Origin of the sequence: Clostridium magnum DSM 2767 (genome assembly GCF_001623875.1) — a bacterium.
Lineage (GTDB): Bacteria > Bacillota > Clostridia > Clostridiales > Clostridiaceae > Clostridium_AM > Clostridium_AM magnum.
The window spans coordinates 1310916-1330551 of sequence record NZ_LWAE01000001.1 but is presented as its reverse complement, the minus strand read 5'-3'; the positions used below and the strand labels follow the sequence as shown (position 1 = coordinate 1330551).

The window sequence follows — 19636 nt, the reverse complement described above, 5'->3', positions numbered from 1 at the left end:
GGTTATTACAGTTTTTACATTGATTTAATAGTAATTTTTATGTTTATAGTTTGTTTATTTATATTAAAAAACAAAATCTCAAAATGACATATATTTAATTCTACCTTTGAGATTTTGTATTATTTGCGTTATGCTTCACCTGCATACTCTAAAACTATTAGAACATGAATTGTCTGTGAGTCTAAATCTTAGAAATTAACTTTTTCTCCAGTAAACGAACATTCAAATACTTTTTTCATTTCTTCTACAGATATTGATCTTGGGTTTGATCCAGTACATGCGTCTTTTACTGCATTTTCTGATATAAAGTCAACATTTGCCTTAAATTCTTCCTCAGTTACACCATATTCTTTTAGTGTTAGAGGTATTTCCATCTTCTTGTTCATATCTTGAATCATAGCTGTTAATGAATCCACTAGTTCATCATCATTATTTCCAACCAAACCCAAATTTCTAGCTATAGCAGCATATCTATCTCCACAGGCTTTTTTATTAAAATCAATTACATATGGAAGGAATATTGCATTAGCACATCCGTGTGGAATATGGAACACCGCACCAGTTTTATGTGCCATACTGTGAGTGATTCCTAACAATGCATTTGAAAATGCCATTCCAGCTAAACATTGAGCTATGTGCATTTCATTTCTAGCATCCTTATCTCCTTCATAAGACTTTACTAATTGCTCTTTTGTCATAACTATAGCTTGCATTGCAAGTGGATCTGAGAAATATGATCTTGCACTTGCTACATAAGCCTCTATTGCGTGAGTTAATGCATCCATTCCAGTGTGAGCTGTTAATTTTGCTGGCATTGTTTGTGCAAGCTCTGGATCAATTATAGCTATATCTGGTGTTAAGTTAAAGTCAGCCAAAGGATATTTTATTTTAGCCTTATAGTCAGTTATTACAGAAAAAGCTGTAACTTCTGTAGCTGTTCCACTTGTAGATGGTATTGCTACGAATCTAGCTTTTTGTCTTAACTCTGGTATTCCGAAAGGAATCACTGCTTCCTCGAAAGTAAACTCTGGGTACTCATAGAATATCCACATTGCTTTAGCTGCATCAATTGGTGAACCCCCGCCTATTGAAACTATCCAATCTGGTTGAAATTCTCTCATAACTCTTGCACCTTCCATAACAGTTTCAACAGATGGATCTGGTTCAACGCCTTCTATTAATTTAACTTCCATTCCAGCTTCTTTTAAGTAAGCTTCTACTTTATCAAGAAACCCAAATTTTTTCATTGAGCCTCCACCAACAACAACTATAGCTTTTTTACCTTTCAAGTCTTTTAATACTTCTAAAGTGTTTTCTCCAAAATAAATATCTCTTGGTAATGTAAATCTTGACATCTTTCGTTCCTCCTAAAATATCCCTAATTTGATTACTGTTTTATATAAATTTCAACCATTTTATTATTCATTATTTATATATAGCAATATATGTGCCAAAGTTAAAACTCTTTATTTTCAATGTTACATAAAAATAAAATCTCAAAATGAGATGCTTCATCGTCTCACTTTGAGATTTCCAGTTATCTTTTTCACAATTTGAGATACATATATTTCCACTGCAAACTTTTTCACTAAACACTATACACTTATGCCATATTTTTTTATTTTTCTATATATAGTAGCTCTACTTATATTAAGCATTTGTGCAGCCTTGATTAAATCACCCTTATTTTGTTTAACAGCACTTATTATACTTTCCTTTTCAAGTTCCTCTATAGTTAAAACCCTTTTATTGTCCTCTACCTCAATTGTTTTTTTGTTAACTAAGTAATCTAGTAAATATTCTTCTCCAATGTTATCCTCTTCACAAAGATAATAAGAACGTTCTACCGCATTTCTCAATTCTCTTACATTCCCAGGCCAACTATAATTCTTAATAATATCAATATAATTTTTACTTAACACCTTAAACTTATTAAGATTTTTAATATTTAGTCTATTTACGAAGTAATTAGCTAAAGTCTCTATATCTTCAACTCTTTCCTTTAGTGGTATGGTTTTTATACTCATCACATTCAATCTGTAGTATAAATCCTCCCTAAAGTTTTTATTCTTTATTTCATCCACCAAATTTCTATTTGTAGCTGCTACTACCCTAACATTTAATGTTTTTTCATAAGTACCTCCAAGCCTAGTTATTTTATTGTTATCTAAAACTCTTAAAAGCTTTGACTGCATATCTAATGGAAGTTCACCAATTTCATCCAAGAATATAGTGCCTCCATTAGCTAACTCGAATTTGCCTGGATGTCCCTCTTTAGTTGCCCCTGTAAATGCCCCTTTTTCATATCCAAAAAGCTCACTTTCCATAAGCTCTTTAGGAAGCGAAGCACAGTTTACTGCCACAAAAGGTCCACTACCTCTATGGCTGTAATTATGTATAGACTGGGCAAATAATTCTTTACCAGTGCCACTAGGTCCTTCTATTAGGATATTACAACTAGTAAGAGCTGCTTTTTTGGCAAACTCAATAGATTTGCGCATTTTATCATTTTCAGTTACAATATTCTCAAACTTATAAGAAGCAGAAAAACCTGCAATAGTGTTAGCTACTTTATGCATATATCCTTCATCTTTAAAGGTTATTACATTTCCCTGAATTCCTCCATTTATGATAAGGGGAAATGCATTTATACTACATTTAACTCTTTTATTTCTCACATAAAAACTGCAATCTAAATTGTGATAAGTTTTTTCTACCTTTAGCGTCTTATTTATGAATTCTATATCTCTAAGTAATGACTTAATATTTGAATCTAATATTTCCTCTTCACCAATACCAAGTATTTTAGAAGCCATCTTATTTGTTCTTATAATATTTAACTCATCATCAAGCAGAAGCATTCCCTCTGACATAGAATCAAAAATCACATTTAGAAGTCTATTAGATTCTAGTAAGGAGAATTGTTTTTCTATAGAATAGGCTCCTGAAACTACTATTCCTGTAGTATGTGAATGAGCCTTTGAATAATAGCCAGACATATTTATACAACCTATAATCTGCCCTTTTGAGTCATGTATAGTAGCGGTAGAACAAGTAAGACCATGGTTTTTTAAATAATAATGCTCCGGACCTATCATCTGTATAGGTTTATCTAGATAAAGGGCAGTTCCTATTGCATTTGCCCCAATGGAGTCTTCAGACCAGTAAGTACCTAGTTCAAAGTTTAAATCCTCTATTTTCATCATCTCTTTGTTGCCTACTATATCAATAATACATCCTTCTCTATCAGTAAGTATTATTATAAATCCTGAACCAGTCACTATGTTGTATAAATTCTCCATTATAGGACGAGCTATATTTATAAGTTCTTCATTTTCTTTAAGTTTTTTACTTAATTCTATTTTTGAGGCTCTTTTTATATCTGATTTATAAAAGTGTATATTATATTCTTTACTTCTTAACCAGGATTCTTTTAGTATCGGCTCTAACCCTTGATGTAATATATTATTTTTTACAAAGTCAAACCAATACTTTTTTGTATTTTGTATATTTTTTAGCACAAAATCACCTCTATATTTAATAGACTGTTACTTATTTTATCCTATATATAATTTTACAGCAAACGGCCTAATATAACAACCGATACTTATTTTATCTTATTTGTTCCTACTACTTCTACAACAAATGGCTCATAAAAACATATAAGGTGTATTATTAAGTTCAACTTAATAATACACCTTATGTTCTCTGTATAGTAATAAAAAACTATTAATTTTAAGTTTCTATTCATAGGTTATTTTCTTATTCTCATCACAGACAATCTTACTAATCTTTCCCTCCAAGTTAGTATATAGAACTACCTTATGTCTCCATAAGTCTACAATATACTTAATAGTTTCAACAGCGTACTGTATCTGAAGTTCTCTGCCGTCAAAAACATGTTCTAAAGTTAATGTTTTATCGAGCATTGACATATCTACAACTCTTATATTAGGGATAGACCCCATACCACAACTGCTACTTAAAGTATCTCTTATTTCCTTCCAACCTTCATCATCAGATATTTCATCAATAACATAATTTTTGTCTTTCTTAACATATTGGAACAAGTTTAATTTAACACAAAGCTCTTTAGTAAGGAATCGTCTTAGGAAAGACTCATCTCTCTCAAGAAGTCTTGCTTCAAATATTTTTTCCTCTCCATACTTTTGAACTAAGTCCTTATAAATTTCAAAACCTAAGAAATATGGGTTGATACTTCCTTGTAGTGGAACAATAACATCGTTATGCCTCTTTATAAATTCCAAATGAAGTTTTTGTGGCAAATCTAATCTCTTCAAAATGTTATAATGCCAATAACTAGCCCAACCTTCATTCATAATCTTAGTTTCTATTTGAGGAATAAAATATTTTGTCTCATCTCTAACTATTTCTAAAACATTCTTCTGCCACTCCACAAGATCCCCATATTTAGCTATAAAACCCAATATATCTTCTACTGGTTCCTGTGGTATTTTTTCTACTTCTGGTGGTTTAGGCTTTACTTTAGGAATTATTGGGCTATCATAACAATCAGTGTTTCTATAATCCTCCATTTTCCTTCTTCTTATTTCCTCATCCGTTAAATCTTTTACCCCAATAGCTCTATTGGTTTGGAATTTTAGAGCGTGGGCAGCATTTAACATTTTTTCTACTTCTTCGTAGCCTATGCTAGGATCATTTATATATGATCTTATCATATCACCATGATTCTTAAACATTTCTACGGTATATTTTGCATCTGTAGCAGTCTTAAATAATCTATTGTTTTTAAAAAAATCATTGTGTCCATATACATGGGCTATAGTCAATATTTGTAACAATAAAGTATTATCTTTCATAAGATATGCTATACATGGGTCAGAATTTATTACCATTTCATAAGGTAATCCTGTAAGGTTATAGTTATACAAAGTTCTAAGTTTTTCATACGCCTTACCAAAACTCCAATGTGGATACATAGATGGCATACCAACATAAACTTCATAAGCAAGCATATCATTGTAGTTTATAATCTCAAATTCTTGTGGATAGTAATCCAGCCCTATTTCCTTAACTTTCTCTTCTATAATATCGTTCCACTGCTCTAGATCGCTTACAGTATACTCCAAAGCTTCACCCCCCGAGCTAACCCTGTTCATTTTTTATGTCGACAGTGAGCATTTCTCTGAGTGCATCCCACATGTCTTCTTTTTTCTTCATTGCAACAGATACAAAATTATTTCTTTTAACTTCATTAGCATATCTTTTCTTTATGGCACTAGTATATCCATAAGCCATTATTTCCGCATATCCAAATAAATTTGATACATCACAAAGCTTATTTGCTGATTTTACCGCTCGATCATTATCTTCACTCCAGTTGTCTCCGTCACTTACGTGGAAGGAATATATATTCCATATTGCTGGATTAAATTTTTCATTTATTATTTCTAGAGCTTTATCATAACCACTGGATATATATGTCCCACCAGATTCAACCTTATGAAAAAATTCCTGTTCCGTAACAACCTTGGCAGAAGTTGAATGTGCTATAAATACTACTTCTACATTAGAATATTTCATCTTAACAAATTGATATAGCATAAAGAAGAAGGATCTTGCTAAATATTTTTTATTTTGATCCATAGATGCTGATGTATCCATAATGCACATAACTACTGCATTATATTCTCTTTTTTTTGTAGGTTTTACTCTATAATATCTAAGATCATCTTCCTTAAAAGGAAATCTCCCTACTAAATTGTCATCTTCAAGTGTATATTGATTAATTATCTCTTCATTTAATCCAGTATCTTTAACTCCCTCTCTAAGAGCTCTTTTCATCCCCTGCTTTCTTTTAAGCTTTTCTTGCACTGTCCTTTTTTTGGCAAGCCTTGGAGGAATACCACCTTTTTGATAACCACATTTTTTTTTGGCACCATCAGATATTATTTCTGAAAATCTCTTTTTTGTTAGATTCGGTAAATTCAAATCTTGAAATACATACTCCATGATATCATCAATAGTTATTTCTGTTTCGTATATATCTTCTCCCTCTTCATTACCTGCACCCTTATTACCTTTTCCTTTACCGTCTTTTTCTGTTCCAATAACATCTCCTCTTTTTTCAGTTCCATCACCACTGCCTACACCAGGAGAATTTTTTCCATATACAAATTGGTATTCCTTTAAACCTCTTATTGGAATTTTAATCTTCTTATTTTTTGTCTGTCCCATTATACTTTCTTCTGATAAAATATCCACCAAATTTTTCTTTATAGAATCTTCAACTAATTCTCTATGTCTCCTTTTATCTTCTGCGGCTCTATCATGTCCAATCGGATTGAATTCTCTGAATACAGCCATACTATCAATCCTTCCATAGGTTATTAGCTGCATATTTAAGTATTACATTACAGCAATGATCACAATATCCATTCCTCTTCATTTCTTCTACCATTGAACTATACTTCTTATCCTGTTCCTTATCCCTAACCTTAGATTTAGTAACTATGCGAGACATCTCTCTTACTGAGGAAGTTATCTTCTTTTCAATAGCTTCTTTTAAAGGTTCATAGGATGTGTAATCTATACTTCCACCTTTTCTGATTAAGTAGAACATATAGGAAGTTACATCAGATCTAAAACCTTTAGCTGAACCTTCTGATATACCAATTTGTTCTTCAATAGAGCGCATAAACTTTTCATCTGGTTCAAGTTGTTCACCTGTTGATCTGTCTTTAATTTTTGATTTATTTACATATGCTTCAGCATGATCTAAATAATTGTTGAATAGACTATCTGCCTGTTCTTTGAAGCTTTGTATAAATGCCTTTGTTATTTCTTTCTCAAGAATCTTATTGTATTCTTTTCTAACTGTATCCTGTATAAATGCAAGATACTTTCTTCTTATATCATCAGCAGTATCTAAATCTTTTATTGATTTTATTAGACTTTCCATTACACTTAATGGGTTAATACAATTGTATTCAGAATCAGAAAGAGCATTATCAATAGCCTTAATTATAAATCTTGTGGATATACCATCCATACCTTCTCGAAGACCAGCTTCTTCTCTAAGCTCTGTGATATCTATTCTCTTAGTGGTTCCTTTTTCTACTATTTCTTCTCCGTTATATATCTTAAGCTTTGTTAAAGTATCTACTTTATTAGATGGCATTAATCTAGTGAGTACTGCAAACATAGCTGCTGCTTCAATAGTATGAGGTGCTATGTGAGCTTTAAAATTACTCTTTTTTAAGATTTTTTCGTATATCTTTATCTCTTCATTTAATTCCATACAATAAGGAACTTCAACCTTAACAATTCTGTCCAGTATTGCTTCATTGGTATGATCTGATTTGAACTTATTCCATTCTGCTTCATTAGAGTGTGCAACAATAACACCATCAAAGTATATCATCGAACCTTTTCCTGGAGATGGTATTGATTTTTCTTGAGTTGCCGTAATAATTGTATGAAGATATTCTACATCATTCTTAAATACTTCTATAAACTCAACTAATCCTCTATTTCCCACATCAAAAGCCCCATTTAATGAGAATATACGAGGATCGTCTTCTGGATATAAATCCATTTTAGATATGTCCACCGATCCTACAAGAACTGATGTATCCTGATTATTAGGATCAACAGGAGGAACTACTCCTATTCCTTTTCTTGATCTAATAGAGAAACCTGTTTTAACTACTGGAAACTTTTCATATTGCCCTTTGAATTCTTCTTTTAATTTATGCCTACATACAGGACATAAGTCACCTTCTATTTTTACTCCTAGAGTCTCTTCAAATTGTTTTCTCAGATGCTTTGGAACCAAATGAAGTGGCTCCTCTCTCATAGGACAACCTTTTAATGCATATACTGGTTCAGCTGCTTCCATAGCTTTTTTAAGGGACTCAACTATTGAAGATTTTCCTGAACCTACAGGCCCTACTAAATAGAGTACTTGTCTTGATTCTTCACCAAGCATAGCTGCTGAGTAGAAATAACTTACTAATTTCATCAACGTTTTCTCAATTCCAAAAAAGTCATTTTTGAAAAAGTTATAGCTTTTAATAGTCTCATTACCATATATTTTTCTTACTCTTAAGTTTTCCTCAGGTTTTAAAATTTCCATACCTGGCTTAGTTAATATATTGTACATTCTTTTATGCGCAAGTTGTGCTATCCCTGGATTTTCCTTTACTATTTGAAGGTAATCTAGAAAGGTTCCCTCAAAATTATCCTTTTTTCTATTATCTCTATCCTGCTCTATTAATGCTTTAAAATCCATTCCTCAACCTCCATTTAAAAGTGATAACTATGCAAAGAATACATAAAAGAATATATCTTAAAGGATATATCTTTGTAGTATTTATATTAATTTTTTACAGGTTTTAGAACAGATATAATTCTTATTGGATTTTATTACAAAAAACAAAGAACTAGCTTAATTAAAATCACTAGTTCTAAGTAATATAATATGAGTAAAAAAGTTACATTTATATTATTACCCATAAAAATTATAGTATACATAATTTTATATTTTTTCCGATGACTACCCGCTGGTTCAACTAAGAATCAGATAAGGCTTGAGACCTCATCTAATTCAAGTTTCACTTAACATGACAACTATCAAAGCCTATTTAAAATACTGTACTCCAGCTTCAAATATTTTTTGATCCTTATTCCCAGATATATTCTTTAGCACGTTATCGCCAATTCTCTCAGAATGTGCCATTTTACCAAATACTCTTCCATCTGGACTTGTTATACCTTCAATAGCATAAACAGAACCATTAGGGTTAAATCTTATATCATAAGTTGGATTGCCTTCAAAGTCTACATATTGAGTAGCTACTTGACCCTTACTTATAAGATTCTTTAACACGTCATCATTAGCAACAAATCTTCCCTCACCATGAGATACAGGCACACTGTGTATATCACCAACATTAACATTGCTAAGCCAAGGTGAAAGATTTGAAACAATTTTCGTATTTGACACGGATGATACGTGACGGGCTATTTTATTGTAAGTAAGAGTTGGACATTCCTCATCTATATCTCTTATTTCTCCAAAAGGAACTAAGCCTAACTTGATAAGTGCCTGGAAGCCATTACATATACCAAGCATTAATCCATCTCTGTTTTTCAAAAGTTCCATTACAGCTTCCTTTATTTTTGGATTTCTAAATATTGTAGCTATGAACTTACCAGAACCATCTGGTTCATCTCCTGCACTAAATCCTCCTGGAAGCATTACTATTTGAGAATTATTTATTGCCTTAACCATATCATCTATAGATTTCTCTATATCTTTTCCTGTTAAGTTCTTAAATATCATAGTCTCTACATCAGCCCCAGCTTTTGCAAAAGCTCTTTCCGAATCATATTCGCAATTTGTTCCTGGGAAGACTGGTATAAATACTTTAGGTTTTGCTACCTTAATAGCTGGCGCTTTAGCAATTTTACTATTATTAAACTCTACACTTTGTATTTTATCATTTATTACTTCAGCATTAGTAGGGAATATGCTTTCTAGAGTATTTTCCCAAGCTTTAAGCATATCATCAATATTTATTTCAACGTTATTTATATCTATTGAAGCCTTGCCTTGAGTTGTTCCTAATACTTTGTATTCAACTCCACTTAATGATTTTTCTAAATCTATATCATTACTTACTTCTATAATAATTGAACCATATTGAGGTGCAAATAATTCTTCATTGCATACTACTTCAGCAAACTTCATTCCTATTTTATTTCCAAAGCTCATTTTACTTACAGCTTCACAAATTCCGCCTCTTTTTACAGTGCTAGATGCTAAAATATCACCATTAATAATCATAGAAGTAACTGCTGCTAAATTCTTTTTGAGCACATCGAAGTTTGGAAGATCATATTCATCCCTAGTCATAGGAATAATTACAACTTTGCTGTCTTCCTTTTTAAATTCTGGTGAAATAACTTTATCTACATTTACTACATTGACTGCAAAAGATACTAAAGTTGGAGGAACATCCATATCTTTAAAAGTTCCACTCATACTATCTTTTCCACCAATAGCTGCAATTCCCAATTCCTTTTGTGCAAGTAATGCTCCTAGTAAAGCAGCGAATGGTTTTCCCCATCTTATAGGATCTTTCCCTAGTTTTTCAAAATATTCTTGGAATGTCAATCTTATTTTACTTGCATCACCACCGCAAGCTACAATTTTAGCCACTGATTCTACAACTGCATAAACTGCTCCATGGAATGGACTCCATTTTGATATATTAGGGTTGTAGCCATAAGTCATTATAGTACCTGTTTTAGTTTCTCCATTTAAAACAGGTAACTTAGCCACCATACCTTCTGCTGGTGTTAACTGATATTTACCTCCGAAAGGCATAATTACTGTACCTGATCCTATTGTGCTATCAAAGCTTTCTACAAGGCCTTTTTGACTACATACATTTAAGTCACTTAAAATGTTAATCCATTGTTCTTTAATATCTTTTATATATGTCTCAGCTTTAAAATAATTTTTATCTTCTTCTGGAACTTCAACTGTTACATCTGCAATTCCTCTTACACCATTTGTATTTAAGAAGTCTCTGCTTAAATCCAGAATTGCCTTTCCATTCCAGTTCATCTTTAATCGCTTATCACTTGTTACCACTGCAACAGTTGTAGCTTCAAGATTTTCTTCAGCTGCATACTCCATAAACTTTTCTTCATCTTTTTTAGCTACTACTACAGCCATTCTTTCTTGAGATTCTGATATGGCAAGCTCAGTACCATCTAAACCATCATATTTTTTAGGCACTAAATCAAGATTTATATTTAAGCCATCTGTAAGCTCACCAATAGCTACAGATACCCCACCTGCACCAAAGTCATTACATCTCTTAATTAAACTGCTTACTTTTTCTTTTCTAAATAATCTTTGTATTTTTCTTTCAACTACAGGATTTCCCTTTTGTACTTCTGAACCACAGCTTAATATTGAATTTTCTGTGTGTTTTTTAGAGGAACCAGTAGCTCCACCACAACCATCTCTTCCTGTTCTTCCTCCAACAAGTATTACTACATCCCCTTCTGTTGGCTCTTTTCTTATAACATTTTTCATTGGAGCTGCACCAATTACTGCACCAATTTCCATTCTCTTAGCTACATAACCTTCATCATATATTTCTGCAACCTGACCTGTTGCAAGTCCTATCTGATTTCCATAGGAACTATATCCATGTGCTGCTGAAGTAGTAATTTTCTTCTGTGGAAGTTTACCACTTAACGTATCCTCTATTCTAGTTTTAGGATTACCACTTCCAGTTACTCTCATAGCTTGGTATACATATGATCTTCCTGAAAGTGGATCTCTTATAGCTCCTCCAAGGCAAGTTGCTGCCCCTCCAAAAGGTTCAATCTCAGTTGGATGATTGTGAGTTTCATTTTTAAACATCACTAGCCATTTTTCTAGTTTGCCATCTATATCTGCATCTACTACTATACTGCAGGCATTTATTTCTTCTGATTGATCTAGATCATCTAGTAATCCATTTTTTCTAAGTTCTTTCATGCCTATAACTGCCATATCCATTAAAGTTACTGGCTTCTCTACATCTACATATAGGCTTTTTCTAGATTCTAAATATTGTTCGTATGCTTCTCTTATTGGAGTAGATAAGTTTCCTTCCTTTATTTCTATATTAGTTAACTCTGTCATGAAAGTAGTATGTCTACAATGATCTGACCAATAAGTATCAATTACCTTAATCTCTGTAATAGTTGGATTTCTTTTCTCAATATCTCTAAAATACTGCTGACAGAACTTTAAATCTTCAAGTGTCATTGCAAGCTGTCTGCTTTCTAAAAAGGCTTTAAGTTCATCGTTATTCATATTAATAAAATTATCTAAAATTTCAACTGAATCTGGTATTTCTAATTCCATATCCGCACTTTTTGGCTTTTCCAAAGAAGCTTCCCTTGAATCTACTTTATTTATACAATAATCTTTTATTTTGCTAAATTCTTCTTTTGATATATTGCCTTTTATTACATATATCTTTGCAGATAAGATTTCAGGCTTTTCATTTTGTGTTAATATTTGAATACATTGAGAGGCAGAATCAGACCTTTGATCGTATTGACCTGGAAGGTATTCCACAGCAAAAATATTATCATCCTCATCTATATTTAGTTCTTCTTCATAAACATTATCAACTGTTTTCTCTGAAAAAATAGTGTTCTTAGACTTTTCATATTCTTCGTCACTTATTCCAAATATATCGTATCTATTAATTACTCTTACACCTTTAATATTCTTTATATCCAGATTATCTCTTAAATCTAAAAAGATATTTTGAGTTTCCATATTAATGCCTTCTTTTTTTTCTATAAATAATCTTCTAACTATCATTTTCTTTGCCCCTCTCCATAATTTCACGAACATTTTTGCCTAATGTACAAGCATCATTCGTAACTATCATTCGTAACTATTATATCACAATATACCTATTTTAAAAGTACAAATTAAAAATATTTCAAAAAAAAATATTAAATATTAAAGACTTTTTAAGTTAATACTTTATCCGATGACTAGCCGCTCTAATACTCCCTCTTCTCAAAGAGTACGTTGCGAGCAGCTACGTCCCTGGATTCGTTCAACTAAGAATCAGGTGGGGGTTAAATGCCTAAATGGCATTTAACGGGCAAGGCCCCGGGTCGTAGACGAAACCCCATCTGATTCAAGTTTCCACTTCACATATCTTTAACATTTAATATTGTTTTTAATTTTTCTTATATTAATTATTTAGTCACCTTACTATTAGTATCTCTTTTGCATCTTTGCCTAATTTGCATGGCTTATTATAGAGAGGTCTATTTTTAGAAACAGTTCCCTGTACTATGTGCCCCGTAATTGTTTTCACCATTGTTTCCTCTCCTACTTCACAATTATCCAGGCAATTTCCTCTAATATAAATTCTAACGGTCATATCTCCATAACAATCCATCAATTCCTCTAATTCAATCCAACTTCCTTTATTTATCATTTAAAACTCCACCATCCTCTTTAGCAAATTTTATTAATCACAATAGTTTATAATTATATATATGCTAATTATTTCTAAAATATTAGGCATCTGAAAGGAAATACTCATTTAAAGATGCTGTGAATACACTGGATTAATATGATATAATAGGCTTTGTAACAACTTAATAAATACATTTCACCATATTATTGAGGAGAATAGAATATGGATATCAATAGAATAATGAACATAGCAGCCTGTGCTGGCAAAATAATACTAGAAAGCGGTGGGGAGATTTATAGAGTTGAAGAAACTATTGTAAGAATATGCAGTGCTTACAATATAAATAATGCCCAGCCTTTCGCAACTCCTACTGTAATAATAGTTTCAGCTTCTAATGAGTATGGCCAAACAATATCTGTTGTAATGAGAATAAAAAGAAGAAGCTTAAATTTAGAAAAAATCTCAAAAGTAAATGATATTTCTAGAAATATAAAGTGTAAGGGGTTCACCTTAGAACTTATTGAAAATGAATTATCTAAAATTGATTCAGAAAAAGCTTATAGCACTAGGATAAATATACTATGTGGAGCAGCAACAACTGGTTTCTTTGCTTTGGTTTTCGGTGGCAATTTAAGAGATTTTGTTGTATCTTTCTTTATAGGAGCTTTGATTAAAACTCTCTCTATATTTTTAAATTTTGTGGAAACAAATGAGTTTTTTATAAATATTACATGTGGTGCTTTAGCTGCACTAATCGCTTTATTAAGTGTTCATTTAAATATAGGTAGTCATGCTGATAAGATTATAATAGGCTCAATTATGCTTTTAGTTCCAGGTCTCTCTATAACTAATGCTATAAGGGATACTATAGCCGGCGAATTACTCTCTGGTATTACCCGTTCTATTGAAGCTTTCTTGGTAGCTGCTGCTATTGCCTTAGGCACTGGAGTTGCAATGAAATTATGGTTTCTTTTAGGAGGTGCTTAATATATGCTACTTAATACTCTATATACCCTTATTGCTACCTTCTCTTTTAGTATTCTTGCAAATATAAGAGGTAAAAATTTAGTATTCGCTTCCTTAGGCGGCGGATTTACATGGTTTATTTACCTTGTTAGTAGTAATTATATACACACTTCAAGTATACTCTGCTATTTTATTGCTTCTATTTTCGCTGCAATATATTCTGAAACAATGGCACGAATACTTAAAGCTCCTGTAACTACCTTCGTAATATCCTCCGTAATCCCCCTTGTTCCTGGCAGCGGGATGTATTATACTATGTCTCAATCTGTACAAGGAAATGTTACCATGTCCCTAAATTTAGGAATTCAGACTCTTGCTATTGCCGGAACAATAGCTATAGGAGTATTTTTAGTTTCATCACTATCAAAGACTTTATTTCATTTTAAAAGAATGTTGGATATAAAGTATAAAGAACTAAAAACAAATGAAGTTTCAGGCAAATATTTAACCTGAAACTTCATTTTTACTTTAGAAACATGGTAAGAGTGGATACTAATTCCTCTATTTTTTCTTCTTCAGATCTATTGCTGTCATCACAAATCAAACAAGTTTTAGCATAGTTTTCTAAAACGAGCCCCCCCACTTTATTCATTGCTGCCCTTACTGCTGCAACTTGAATCAAAATATCCTTACAGCAAGCCTCGCTTTCAACCATTTTTTCAATGCCTTTAATTTGGCCTTCTATCCTTCTAAGCCTAGTTTGAATATCCTTTTTTGTTACAACCTTCTTTTCTTCCATATGTTCTCACTCCTAAATTCTTTTGAACCATCTTATATCTAATTAATATATATTTATCCGATGTTTAACAGAAATCTTTCAATGACTTCTCCAATAGCTCCATTATTATTGTCTCTTTCAGTAACATAGTCTGCAAATTCCTTTATATAGTCTCTAGAATTCTTAACTGCAACACCTAATCCAGCACATTTTATCATACTTATGTCATTTTCATCATTACCTATAGCTATGCATTCATCCAAAGAAATATCATAATGAGCTGCTAATATCTTAAGTCCATTTCCCTTATTTACATTTTTTCCGCATATTTCAATGTTATCAATATTGGATTTTGTAGTTTCAACCCCTGGAATGCTATCTAATCTTTTTCTCAATTCATTCAAATATTGTAAATCTTTATCTTGAACTACTATTTTATTGATATCTTTATCAATATTTTTATATATTCCTTTGCATCACCTATTAACCTTATTTCCATTCTTAAATCTCTATCAGATTTTCTGTTAAAATTATAGACTGATTCTATTGCAAATCCAAATTGTTCACCATAAACTGTTCCTTCGCTATAAAAATGATAATAGGTATCTTTTTGTTCTCTTAAAACATCTATAACTTTTAATGCACTATTTTTTTCAATACTATTTGTATATATATTATTTTTATTTTCATCTAATATTATAGCTCCGTTACAACAAATCATAGGTTGATTTTTAGAAACTGTAGCTTCATAAAACTTTAAACCTGCTGGTATTCTACCCGAAGCTATTACAAACTTTATCCCTAAGTCAACCGCCTTGCTTATCATTGTTAGATTATAATCTGATATATGCTTATCATCATCTAATAATGTTCCATCCATGTCTACTGCTATAACTTTGTATTTCAATTTCAAACCCTCCTAATTTGTTTTATATTAAATTGCATCACTTAGTAATAAAAATGTAAATTAAAACATATTGTAATTTAGAATAATCTATGTTAGGGTGATGCAATTGAAAAAAATCCTATTTTTTCTAAACACTTTATTAATTATAACTATTTTATTTGTGGGGTGCAATTATAATTTCAGCAGTATTAAATTTGAAAAAACAAAACCAAATAACTTTTATTATACAAATATATTAGCAAAAGATTTAACCTTAGAATCCTCTTACAAATGTATAATCCTAAATACAAATTTTTATAATGAAAAAGAATTATCCAAAGAAAATGCAGAAACAATTAAAGCTATGTTAAAATCTCTTAATAAAAATAACTTTATATCCAAGCCTACAGACCTTGCTGAAAAACCAAGTTATAAGATATTTCTCACTTTTGATAAAGACAAGTTTGTAATTAATATCTATAATGAAAAATATCTATCTATCTACCCTTGGGATGGAAGTTTTCCAGTGGATTACATAGATATGACAGGAATACCTGCCTCTCAAAATCTGTACAGTCTTGCTAAATATATATTCAATTAAAGGAAAACTACAGAATACAGCGGAAATACACTGCTATATTCTGTAGTTTTTTATTATTATTGTGTCATTACGCCGCTATCAGCATATATTATTATTGTTATTAATATTATGAAAGGTGACATACAGATGTTTGTTTGCCCTTATATGTCAAGATCTAATTTATTTTATAGAAATCCAGAGCTTATATCCTACGTAAGAGTCCTTCATGCCAGTCCAAATGCACCAGCTGTAGATATATATGTGAATAACGATCCAACCTTTAGAAACATTTCCTACAGAAAATTTTCTCAGTATATTCCATTGGAAGGTGGTGGCCTATATAATATAAAAGTTTTTCCTGCAGGTACTACAGTTAACCCTATTATAGACCAAAACTTATTTATACGTGAAGGTACTATTTATACTGTCGCTGCTATAGGGGAACCTTCGAATATTAGTCTACTAACTGTAGAAGATTCTCCACTTAGACCAATATCACCTGGTAAAGCTTCTGTAAGATTTGTTCATTTATCTCCTGATGCGCCAAATGTGGATATTACCTTACCAAACGGAAACAAATTATTTAGTAACATTGGTTATAAAGGAATTACTCAATACATTCCTGTTGCTGGTGGCACATATACTATTCAAGCAAGACCTACAGGTACTACTAATGTAGTTTTAACTGTACCTAATATTAGAGTACAACCTAATAAATTCTATACTATCTATGCTGTTGGATATGCTTCAAAGACTCCTGGTTTACAGGCTCTAATTCCCCTAGATGGTAATAGCTATTTACAGCTGTATAGACCTTCTCAGTATTAATTTTAGATACCCAAAATAGAAAGTTGACTTATTCGGAGGGATAAGTCAACTTTCGGCTGTGGATATCTAAATTAATAACCTAATTCTTTTCCAACTATAATAACTTTAATTCTTCCCTTTTGTCCCTGTCTTCTTATAAGTACATAATCATTACAAATTCTTTCTTTACTGTTACAGTCCATGCAATATCCAATCTTTGCACAAGGTGTTTCTCTATTTAGACGCTTTGCATTAGCTGGTGCTGCATATTCTCTATTTCTTGCAATAGCTTCCTGAACATCTCTAACGATTTTATTAACGCCCACAATTACAATCACATTGTCAGGACCATAAATCATTGCAGCTACCCTATTACCATTACCATCTACATTATATAATTCACCTTTTTCAGTTACAGCATTGCTACTTACAAAATATGCATCTGCAGAAAAAGTTTTTCTATAAATATCTTTAAGGTCATCACCCTTTAACCCTTCTGCATATCTATCAAGATAATTAAAATCACCTTTTCTCAAAAATTCAATAACTCCTGTTTCAAAGAGAGTCATCGATCCTCCTACTGATACAGTATCCCCTTCTTTTACTAATTCACTTATCTTCTCTATTAGTTCACTGTTATCTTCTACAAAATATGCTTCAATATTGTTTTTCTCCAAGTTTTCCATAGTTCTTTTTATTTTTTGTTCTTCAACCCACTTAATGTTATTATCCATTTCATTTCCCCCTACCTTTTATAATATAATTATTTATAATTATAACATAGTAATAATATCAGCACTCTATTTTTATTTCTTTAACATGTTGAGGATAAAAAAATAAAGATACTTACAGTATATTCAACCATAAGTACCTTCATTATATGAATACCTGATCACACTCTTATATGATTCAAGTTTCATTTTCTAAATTTATAATATAAGTATAAGATTATACACCTTTAGCTCTACCAGGCTATCAAACCTTAACTATAATTTTTGAACATTAGATGCTTGTAAACCTTTTGATCCATCAACTACATCGTACTTAACGCTTTCTCCTTCATTTAAATTCTTTCTTTTTCCTTCTTCTTTAATGGCGGAATAATGAACAAACACATCTGTTCCATCTTCTCCAGATATAAATCCATATCCTTTTTCATCATTAAACCATTTTACTACACCTGTTAACATTAGTAAAAACCTCCAAATAATTTATTTCCCCATTTATTTAAAAGATTAATTTATCCGATGACTATCCGCTCTAATACTCCCATACGCACTCTGTGAAAGCGACTCACACAAAATCAGAGATTTTGGTTCGCTGCTTTTCTTCAAATTGTACGTTGCGAGCGGCTATGTCCCTGGATTCGTTCAACTAAGAATCAGGTGGTTTTTGAAACCCCATCTGATTCAAGTTTACACTTCATCCGATAACTCTTTCCAAAGACTCCCTGTAACTCAAGTTTCTCTTTATAGTCATAGGAATCATATTAAATTAATCTCCAATAAATGATACTACAGCTTTATTATTTACAAAATTTCATTATTAATACATTTGATTTATATTAAGAATGAAATTGCTATTATAATATAAACTGCTATTAATTGGACTCCCTCAAGCCAGTTAGATTCTCCATCACTAGCTACCCTATTTACTATTAAAACAGAAACTATCATTGCAACTAATTCAAACTCATTAAATATTATACTCATTGGTTTAAATAATAAGCTTATAAAAATAAGTATAGGTGCTACAAATAAGATTATCTGCAAGCTTGATCCTATCGCTATCTCTACTGCAACATCCATCTTATTTTTAGCTGCCATAAGAACCGCTGTACTATGCTCTGCAGCATTACCTATAATAGGAATAATAATTATACCAACAAAAAATTCACTTAATCCTAGTGTGTGGGTCATGGGCTCAACGGAGCTTACTAAAAATTCACTCTCTAGTGCAACCGCTATAGTAGCTAATATTAGAACAGTTATTGATTTTTTTAAGCTCCATTTTGCCTCTCCACTTTCCTGATGTTCAGATCCATATAAATCTTTATGGGTATAAAAAGAAAAATACAATCCCAGCAAGTAAATTATAAACATAGCTATAGCTATTCCTATACTCAGCCATTCATACCTTGCTGTAAGTGCTTCAGTTTTTATTGTGTGAGTAAATATTGCAGGTATAGTTAGACCAATAACTGCAAAAAGAAGCATACTAGCAGAGACTTCTACCACCTTTTTATTAAACTTTTGAACTTTATATCTAATTCCCCCAACAAGCATACTAGCTCCAAGTACAAGTAATATGTTTCCTATAACAGAACCGGCTATAGACGCTTTAACAACATCAAATAATCCTGCCTTTAATGCAAAAAATGATATTATAAGTTCAGTAGCATTTCCAAAGGTAGCATTTAAAAAACCTCCAATTCGAGGCCCTGAATAAAATGATATTTCTTCTGTAGCTTCCCCCATAACCCCTGCTAATGGTATTATGGCTAAAGATGACAATAAGAAAAGCCACATAGGGCTAACTTTCATTAAATCAGCTACAATACTTATAGGTATAAAAATTAAAAAATATTTTAAAAAACCCATTTATTTACCCCTTTCATA

General features: G+C 31.5%; 17 protein-coding genes. 4 read left to right on the top strand and 13 right to left on the bottom strand.

Translation table 11 applies throughout. From position 1 onward, the window contains the following. Nucleotides 1-188: 188 nt before the first annotated feature. The 7 genes from CLMAG_RS06380 to CLMAG_RS06350 form a co-directional block, all read right to left on the bottom strand. Nucleotides 189-1355: an iron-containing alcohol dehydrogenase gene (locus CLMAG_RS06380; protein WP_066619536.1), complete on the bottom strand. Its 1167-nt coding sequence runs from the start codon at nt 1353-1355 to the stop codon at nt 189-191. A gap of 240 nt (nt 1356-1595) precedes the next feature. Further along, a complete protein-coding gene (locus CLMAG_RS06375) occupies nt 1596-3521 on the bottom strand; it encodes a sigma-54-dependent Fis family transcriptional regulator (RefSeq protein ID WP_139264150.1) in 1926 nt (641 codons plus the stop codon). A gap of 222 nt (nt 3522-3743) precedes the next feature. Further along, a complete protein-coding gene (locus tag CLMAG_RS06370) occupies nt 3744-5111 on the bottom strand; it encodes a SpoVR family protein (RefSeq protein ID WP_066619535.1) in 1368 nt (455 codons plus the stop codon). Nucleotides 5112-5127: 16 nt separating this feature from the next. Next, the gene (yhbH, locus tag CLMAG_RS06365) at nt 5128-6348 is read right to left on the bottom strand and encodes a sporulation protein YhbH (RefSeq protein ID WP_066619534.1); all 1221 of its coding nucleotides are present in this window, start codon (nt 6346-6348) and stop codon (nt 5128-5130) included. Nucleotides 6349-6352: 4 nt separating this feature from the next. Further along, nucleotides 6353-8275, bottom strand: a complete 1923-nt coding sequence (locus CLMAG_RS06360; RefSeq protein ID WP_066619533.1) for a PrkA family serine protein kinase — start codon at nt 8273-8275, stop codon at nt 6353-6355. Between the two features lie 348 nt (nt 8276-8623). Then, nucleotides 8624-12385 (bottom strand): phosphoribosylformylglycinamidine synthase, encoded by a 3762-nt coding sequence (locus tag CLMAG_RS06355; protein WP_066619532.1) that lies wholly within the window; start codon nt 12383-12385, stop codon nt 8624-8626. Between the two features lie 397 nt (nt 12386-12782). Beyond that, a complete protein-coding gene (locus CLMAG_RS06350; RefSeq protein ID WP_066619526.1) occupies nt 12783-13019 on the bottom strand; it encodes a hypothetical protein in 237 nt (78 codons plus the stop codon). Between the two features lie 204 nt (nt 13020-13223). Here CLMAG_RS06350 and CLMAG_RS06345 point away from each other — a divergent pair, with 204 nt between their 5' ends. Continuing rightward, complete coding sequence (locus tag CLMAG_RS06345) at nt 13224-13988, top strand: threonine/serine exporter family protein (RefSeq protein WP_066619524.1); 765 nt, start codon at nt 13224-13226, stop codon at nt 13986-13988. A gap of 3 nt (nt 13989-13991) precedes the next feature. After that, nucleotides 13992-14480 (top strand): threonine/serine exporter family protein, encoded by a 489-nt coding sequence (locus CLMAG_RS06340; RefSeq protein ID WP_066619522.1) that lies wholly within the window; start codon nt 13992-13994, stop codon nt 14478-14480. 10 nt (nt 14481-14490) lie between these two features. On the opposite strand, the gene CLMAG_RS06335 is transcribed toward CLMAG_RS06340, so the two are convergent. The 3 genes from CLMAG_RS06335 to CLMAG_RS34195 are packed head-to-tail and all read right to left on the bottom strand — an operon-like array spanning nt 14491 to nt 15652. Further along, the gene (locus CLMAG_RS06335; protein WP_066619520.1) at nt 14491-14766 is read right to left on the bottom strand and encodes a metal-sensitive transcriptional regulator; all 276 of its coding nucleotides are present in this window, start codon (nt 14764-14766) and stop codon (nt 14491-14493) included. Nucleotides 14767-14819: 53 nt separating this feature from the next. Continuing rightward, on the bottom strand, nt 14820-15149 hold the full coding sequence (locus tag CLMAG_RS34200; protein WP_278329819.1) for an HAD-IIB family hydrolase: 330 nt from the start codon (nt 15147-15149) through the stop codon (nt 14820-14822). 26 nt (nt 15150-15175) lie between these two features. After that, the gene (locus CLMAG_RS34195; RefSeq protein ID WP_278329818.1) at nt 15176-15652 is read right to left on the bottom strand and encodes an HAD family hydrolase; all 477 of its coding nucleotides are present in this window, start codon (nt 15650-15652) and stop codon (nt 15176-15178) included. Nucleotides 15653-15752: 100 nt separating this feature from the next. Here CLMAG_RS34195 and CLMAG_RS06325 point away from each other — a divergent pair, with 100 nt between their 5' ends. Beyond that, nucleotides 15753-16232 carry a DUF4883 family protein gene (locus CLMAG_RS06325; protein ID WP_242872939.1) on the top strand — a complete coding sequence of 160 codons (480 nt, stop codon included), beginning with the start codon at nt 15753-15755 and terminating at the stop codon, nt 16230-16232. Between the two features lie 144 nt (nt 16233-16376). Continuing rightward, nucleotides 16377-17039, top strand: coding sequence for a DUF4397 domain-containing protein (locus CLMAG_RS06320; protein WP_242872938.1), 663 nt, complete (start codon nt 16377-16379; stop codon nt 17037-17039). Nucleotides 17040-17110: 71 nt separating this feature from the next. On the opposite strand, the gene CLMAG_RS06315 is transcribed toward CLMAG_RS06320, so the two are convergent. The 3 genes from CLMAG_RS06315 to cax form a co-directional block, all read right to left on the bottom strand. After that, on the bottom strand, nt 17111-17752 hold the full coding sequence (locus tag CLMAG_RS06315) for a lactate utilization protein (protein ID WP_066619508.1): 642 nt from the start codon (nt 17750-17752) through the stop codon (nt 17111-17113). Nucleotides 17753-18004: 252 nt separating this feature from the next. Further along, complete coding sequence (locus CLMAG_RS06310; protein ID WP_066619506.1) at nt 18005-18208, bottom strand: cold-shock protein; 204 nt, start codon at nt 18206-18208, stop codon at nt 18005-18007. Nucleotides 18209-18577: 369 nt separating this feature from the next. Continuing rightward, nucleotides 18578-19618, bottom strand: coding sequence for a calcium/proton exchanger (gene cax, locus CLMAG_RS06305; protein ID WP_066619503.1), 1041 nt, complete (start codon nt 19616-19618; stop codon nt 18578-18580). Nucleotides 19619-19636: the final 18 nt, after the last annotated feature.

Excerpts from the sequence above, each read along its gene's own strand:
- CLMAG_RS06380 (WP_066619536.1), bottom strand. The coding sequence starts at position 1,355 with ATGTCAAGATTTACATTACCAAGAGATATTTATTTTGGAGAAAACACT.
- yhbH (WP_066619534.1), bottom strand. The coding sequence starts at position 6,348 with ATGGCTGTATTCAGAGAATTCAATCCGATTGGACATGATAGAGCCGCA.
- CLMAG_RS06360 (WP_066619533.1), bottom strand. The coding sequence starts at position 8,275 with ATGGATTTTAAAGCATTAATAGAGCAGGATAGAGATAATAGAAAAAAG.
- CLMAG_RS06355 (WP_066619532.1), bottom strand. The coding sequence starts at position 12,385 with ATGATAGTTAGAAGATTATTTATAGAAAAAAAAGAAGGCATTAATATG.
- CLMAG_RS06350 (WP_066619526.1), bottom strand. The coding sequence starts at position 13,019 with ATGATAAATAAAGGAAGTTGGATTGAATTAGAGGAATTGATGGATTGT.
- CLMAG_RS06345 (WP_066619524.1), top strand. The coding sequence starts at position 13,224 with ATGGATATCAATAGAATAATGAACATAGCAGCCTGTGCTGGCAAAATA.
- CLMAG_RS06340 (WP_066619522.1), top strand. The coding sequence starts at position 13,992 with ATGCTACTTAATACTCTATATACCCTTATTGCTACCTTCTCTTTTAGT.
- CLMAG_RS06335 (WP_066619520.1), bottom strand. The coding sequence starts at position 14,766 with ATGGAAGAAAAGAAGGTTGTAACAAAAAAGGATATTCAAACTAGGCTT.
- CLMAG_RS06325 (WP_242872939.1), top strand. The coding sequence starts at position 15,753 with ATGCAATTGAAAAAAATCCTATTTTTTCTAAACACTTTATTAATTATA.
- CLMAG_RS06320 (WP_242872938.1), top strand. The coding sequence starts at position 16,377 with ATGTCAAGATCTAATTTATTTTATAGAAATCCAGAGCTTATATCCTAC.
- CLMAG_RS06315 (WP_066619508.1), bottom strand. The coding sequence starts at position 17,752 with ATGGATAATAACATTAAGTGGGTTGAAGAACAAAAAATAAAAAGAACT.
- CLMAG_RS06310 (WP_066619506.1), bottom strand. The coding sequence starts at position 18,208 with ATGTTAACAGGTGTAGTAAAATGGTTTAATGATGAAAAAGGATATGGA.
- cax (WP_066619503.1), bottom strand. The coding sequence starts at position 19,618 with ATGGGTTTTTTAAAATATTTTTTAATTTTTATACCTATAAGTATTGTA.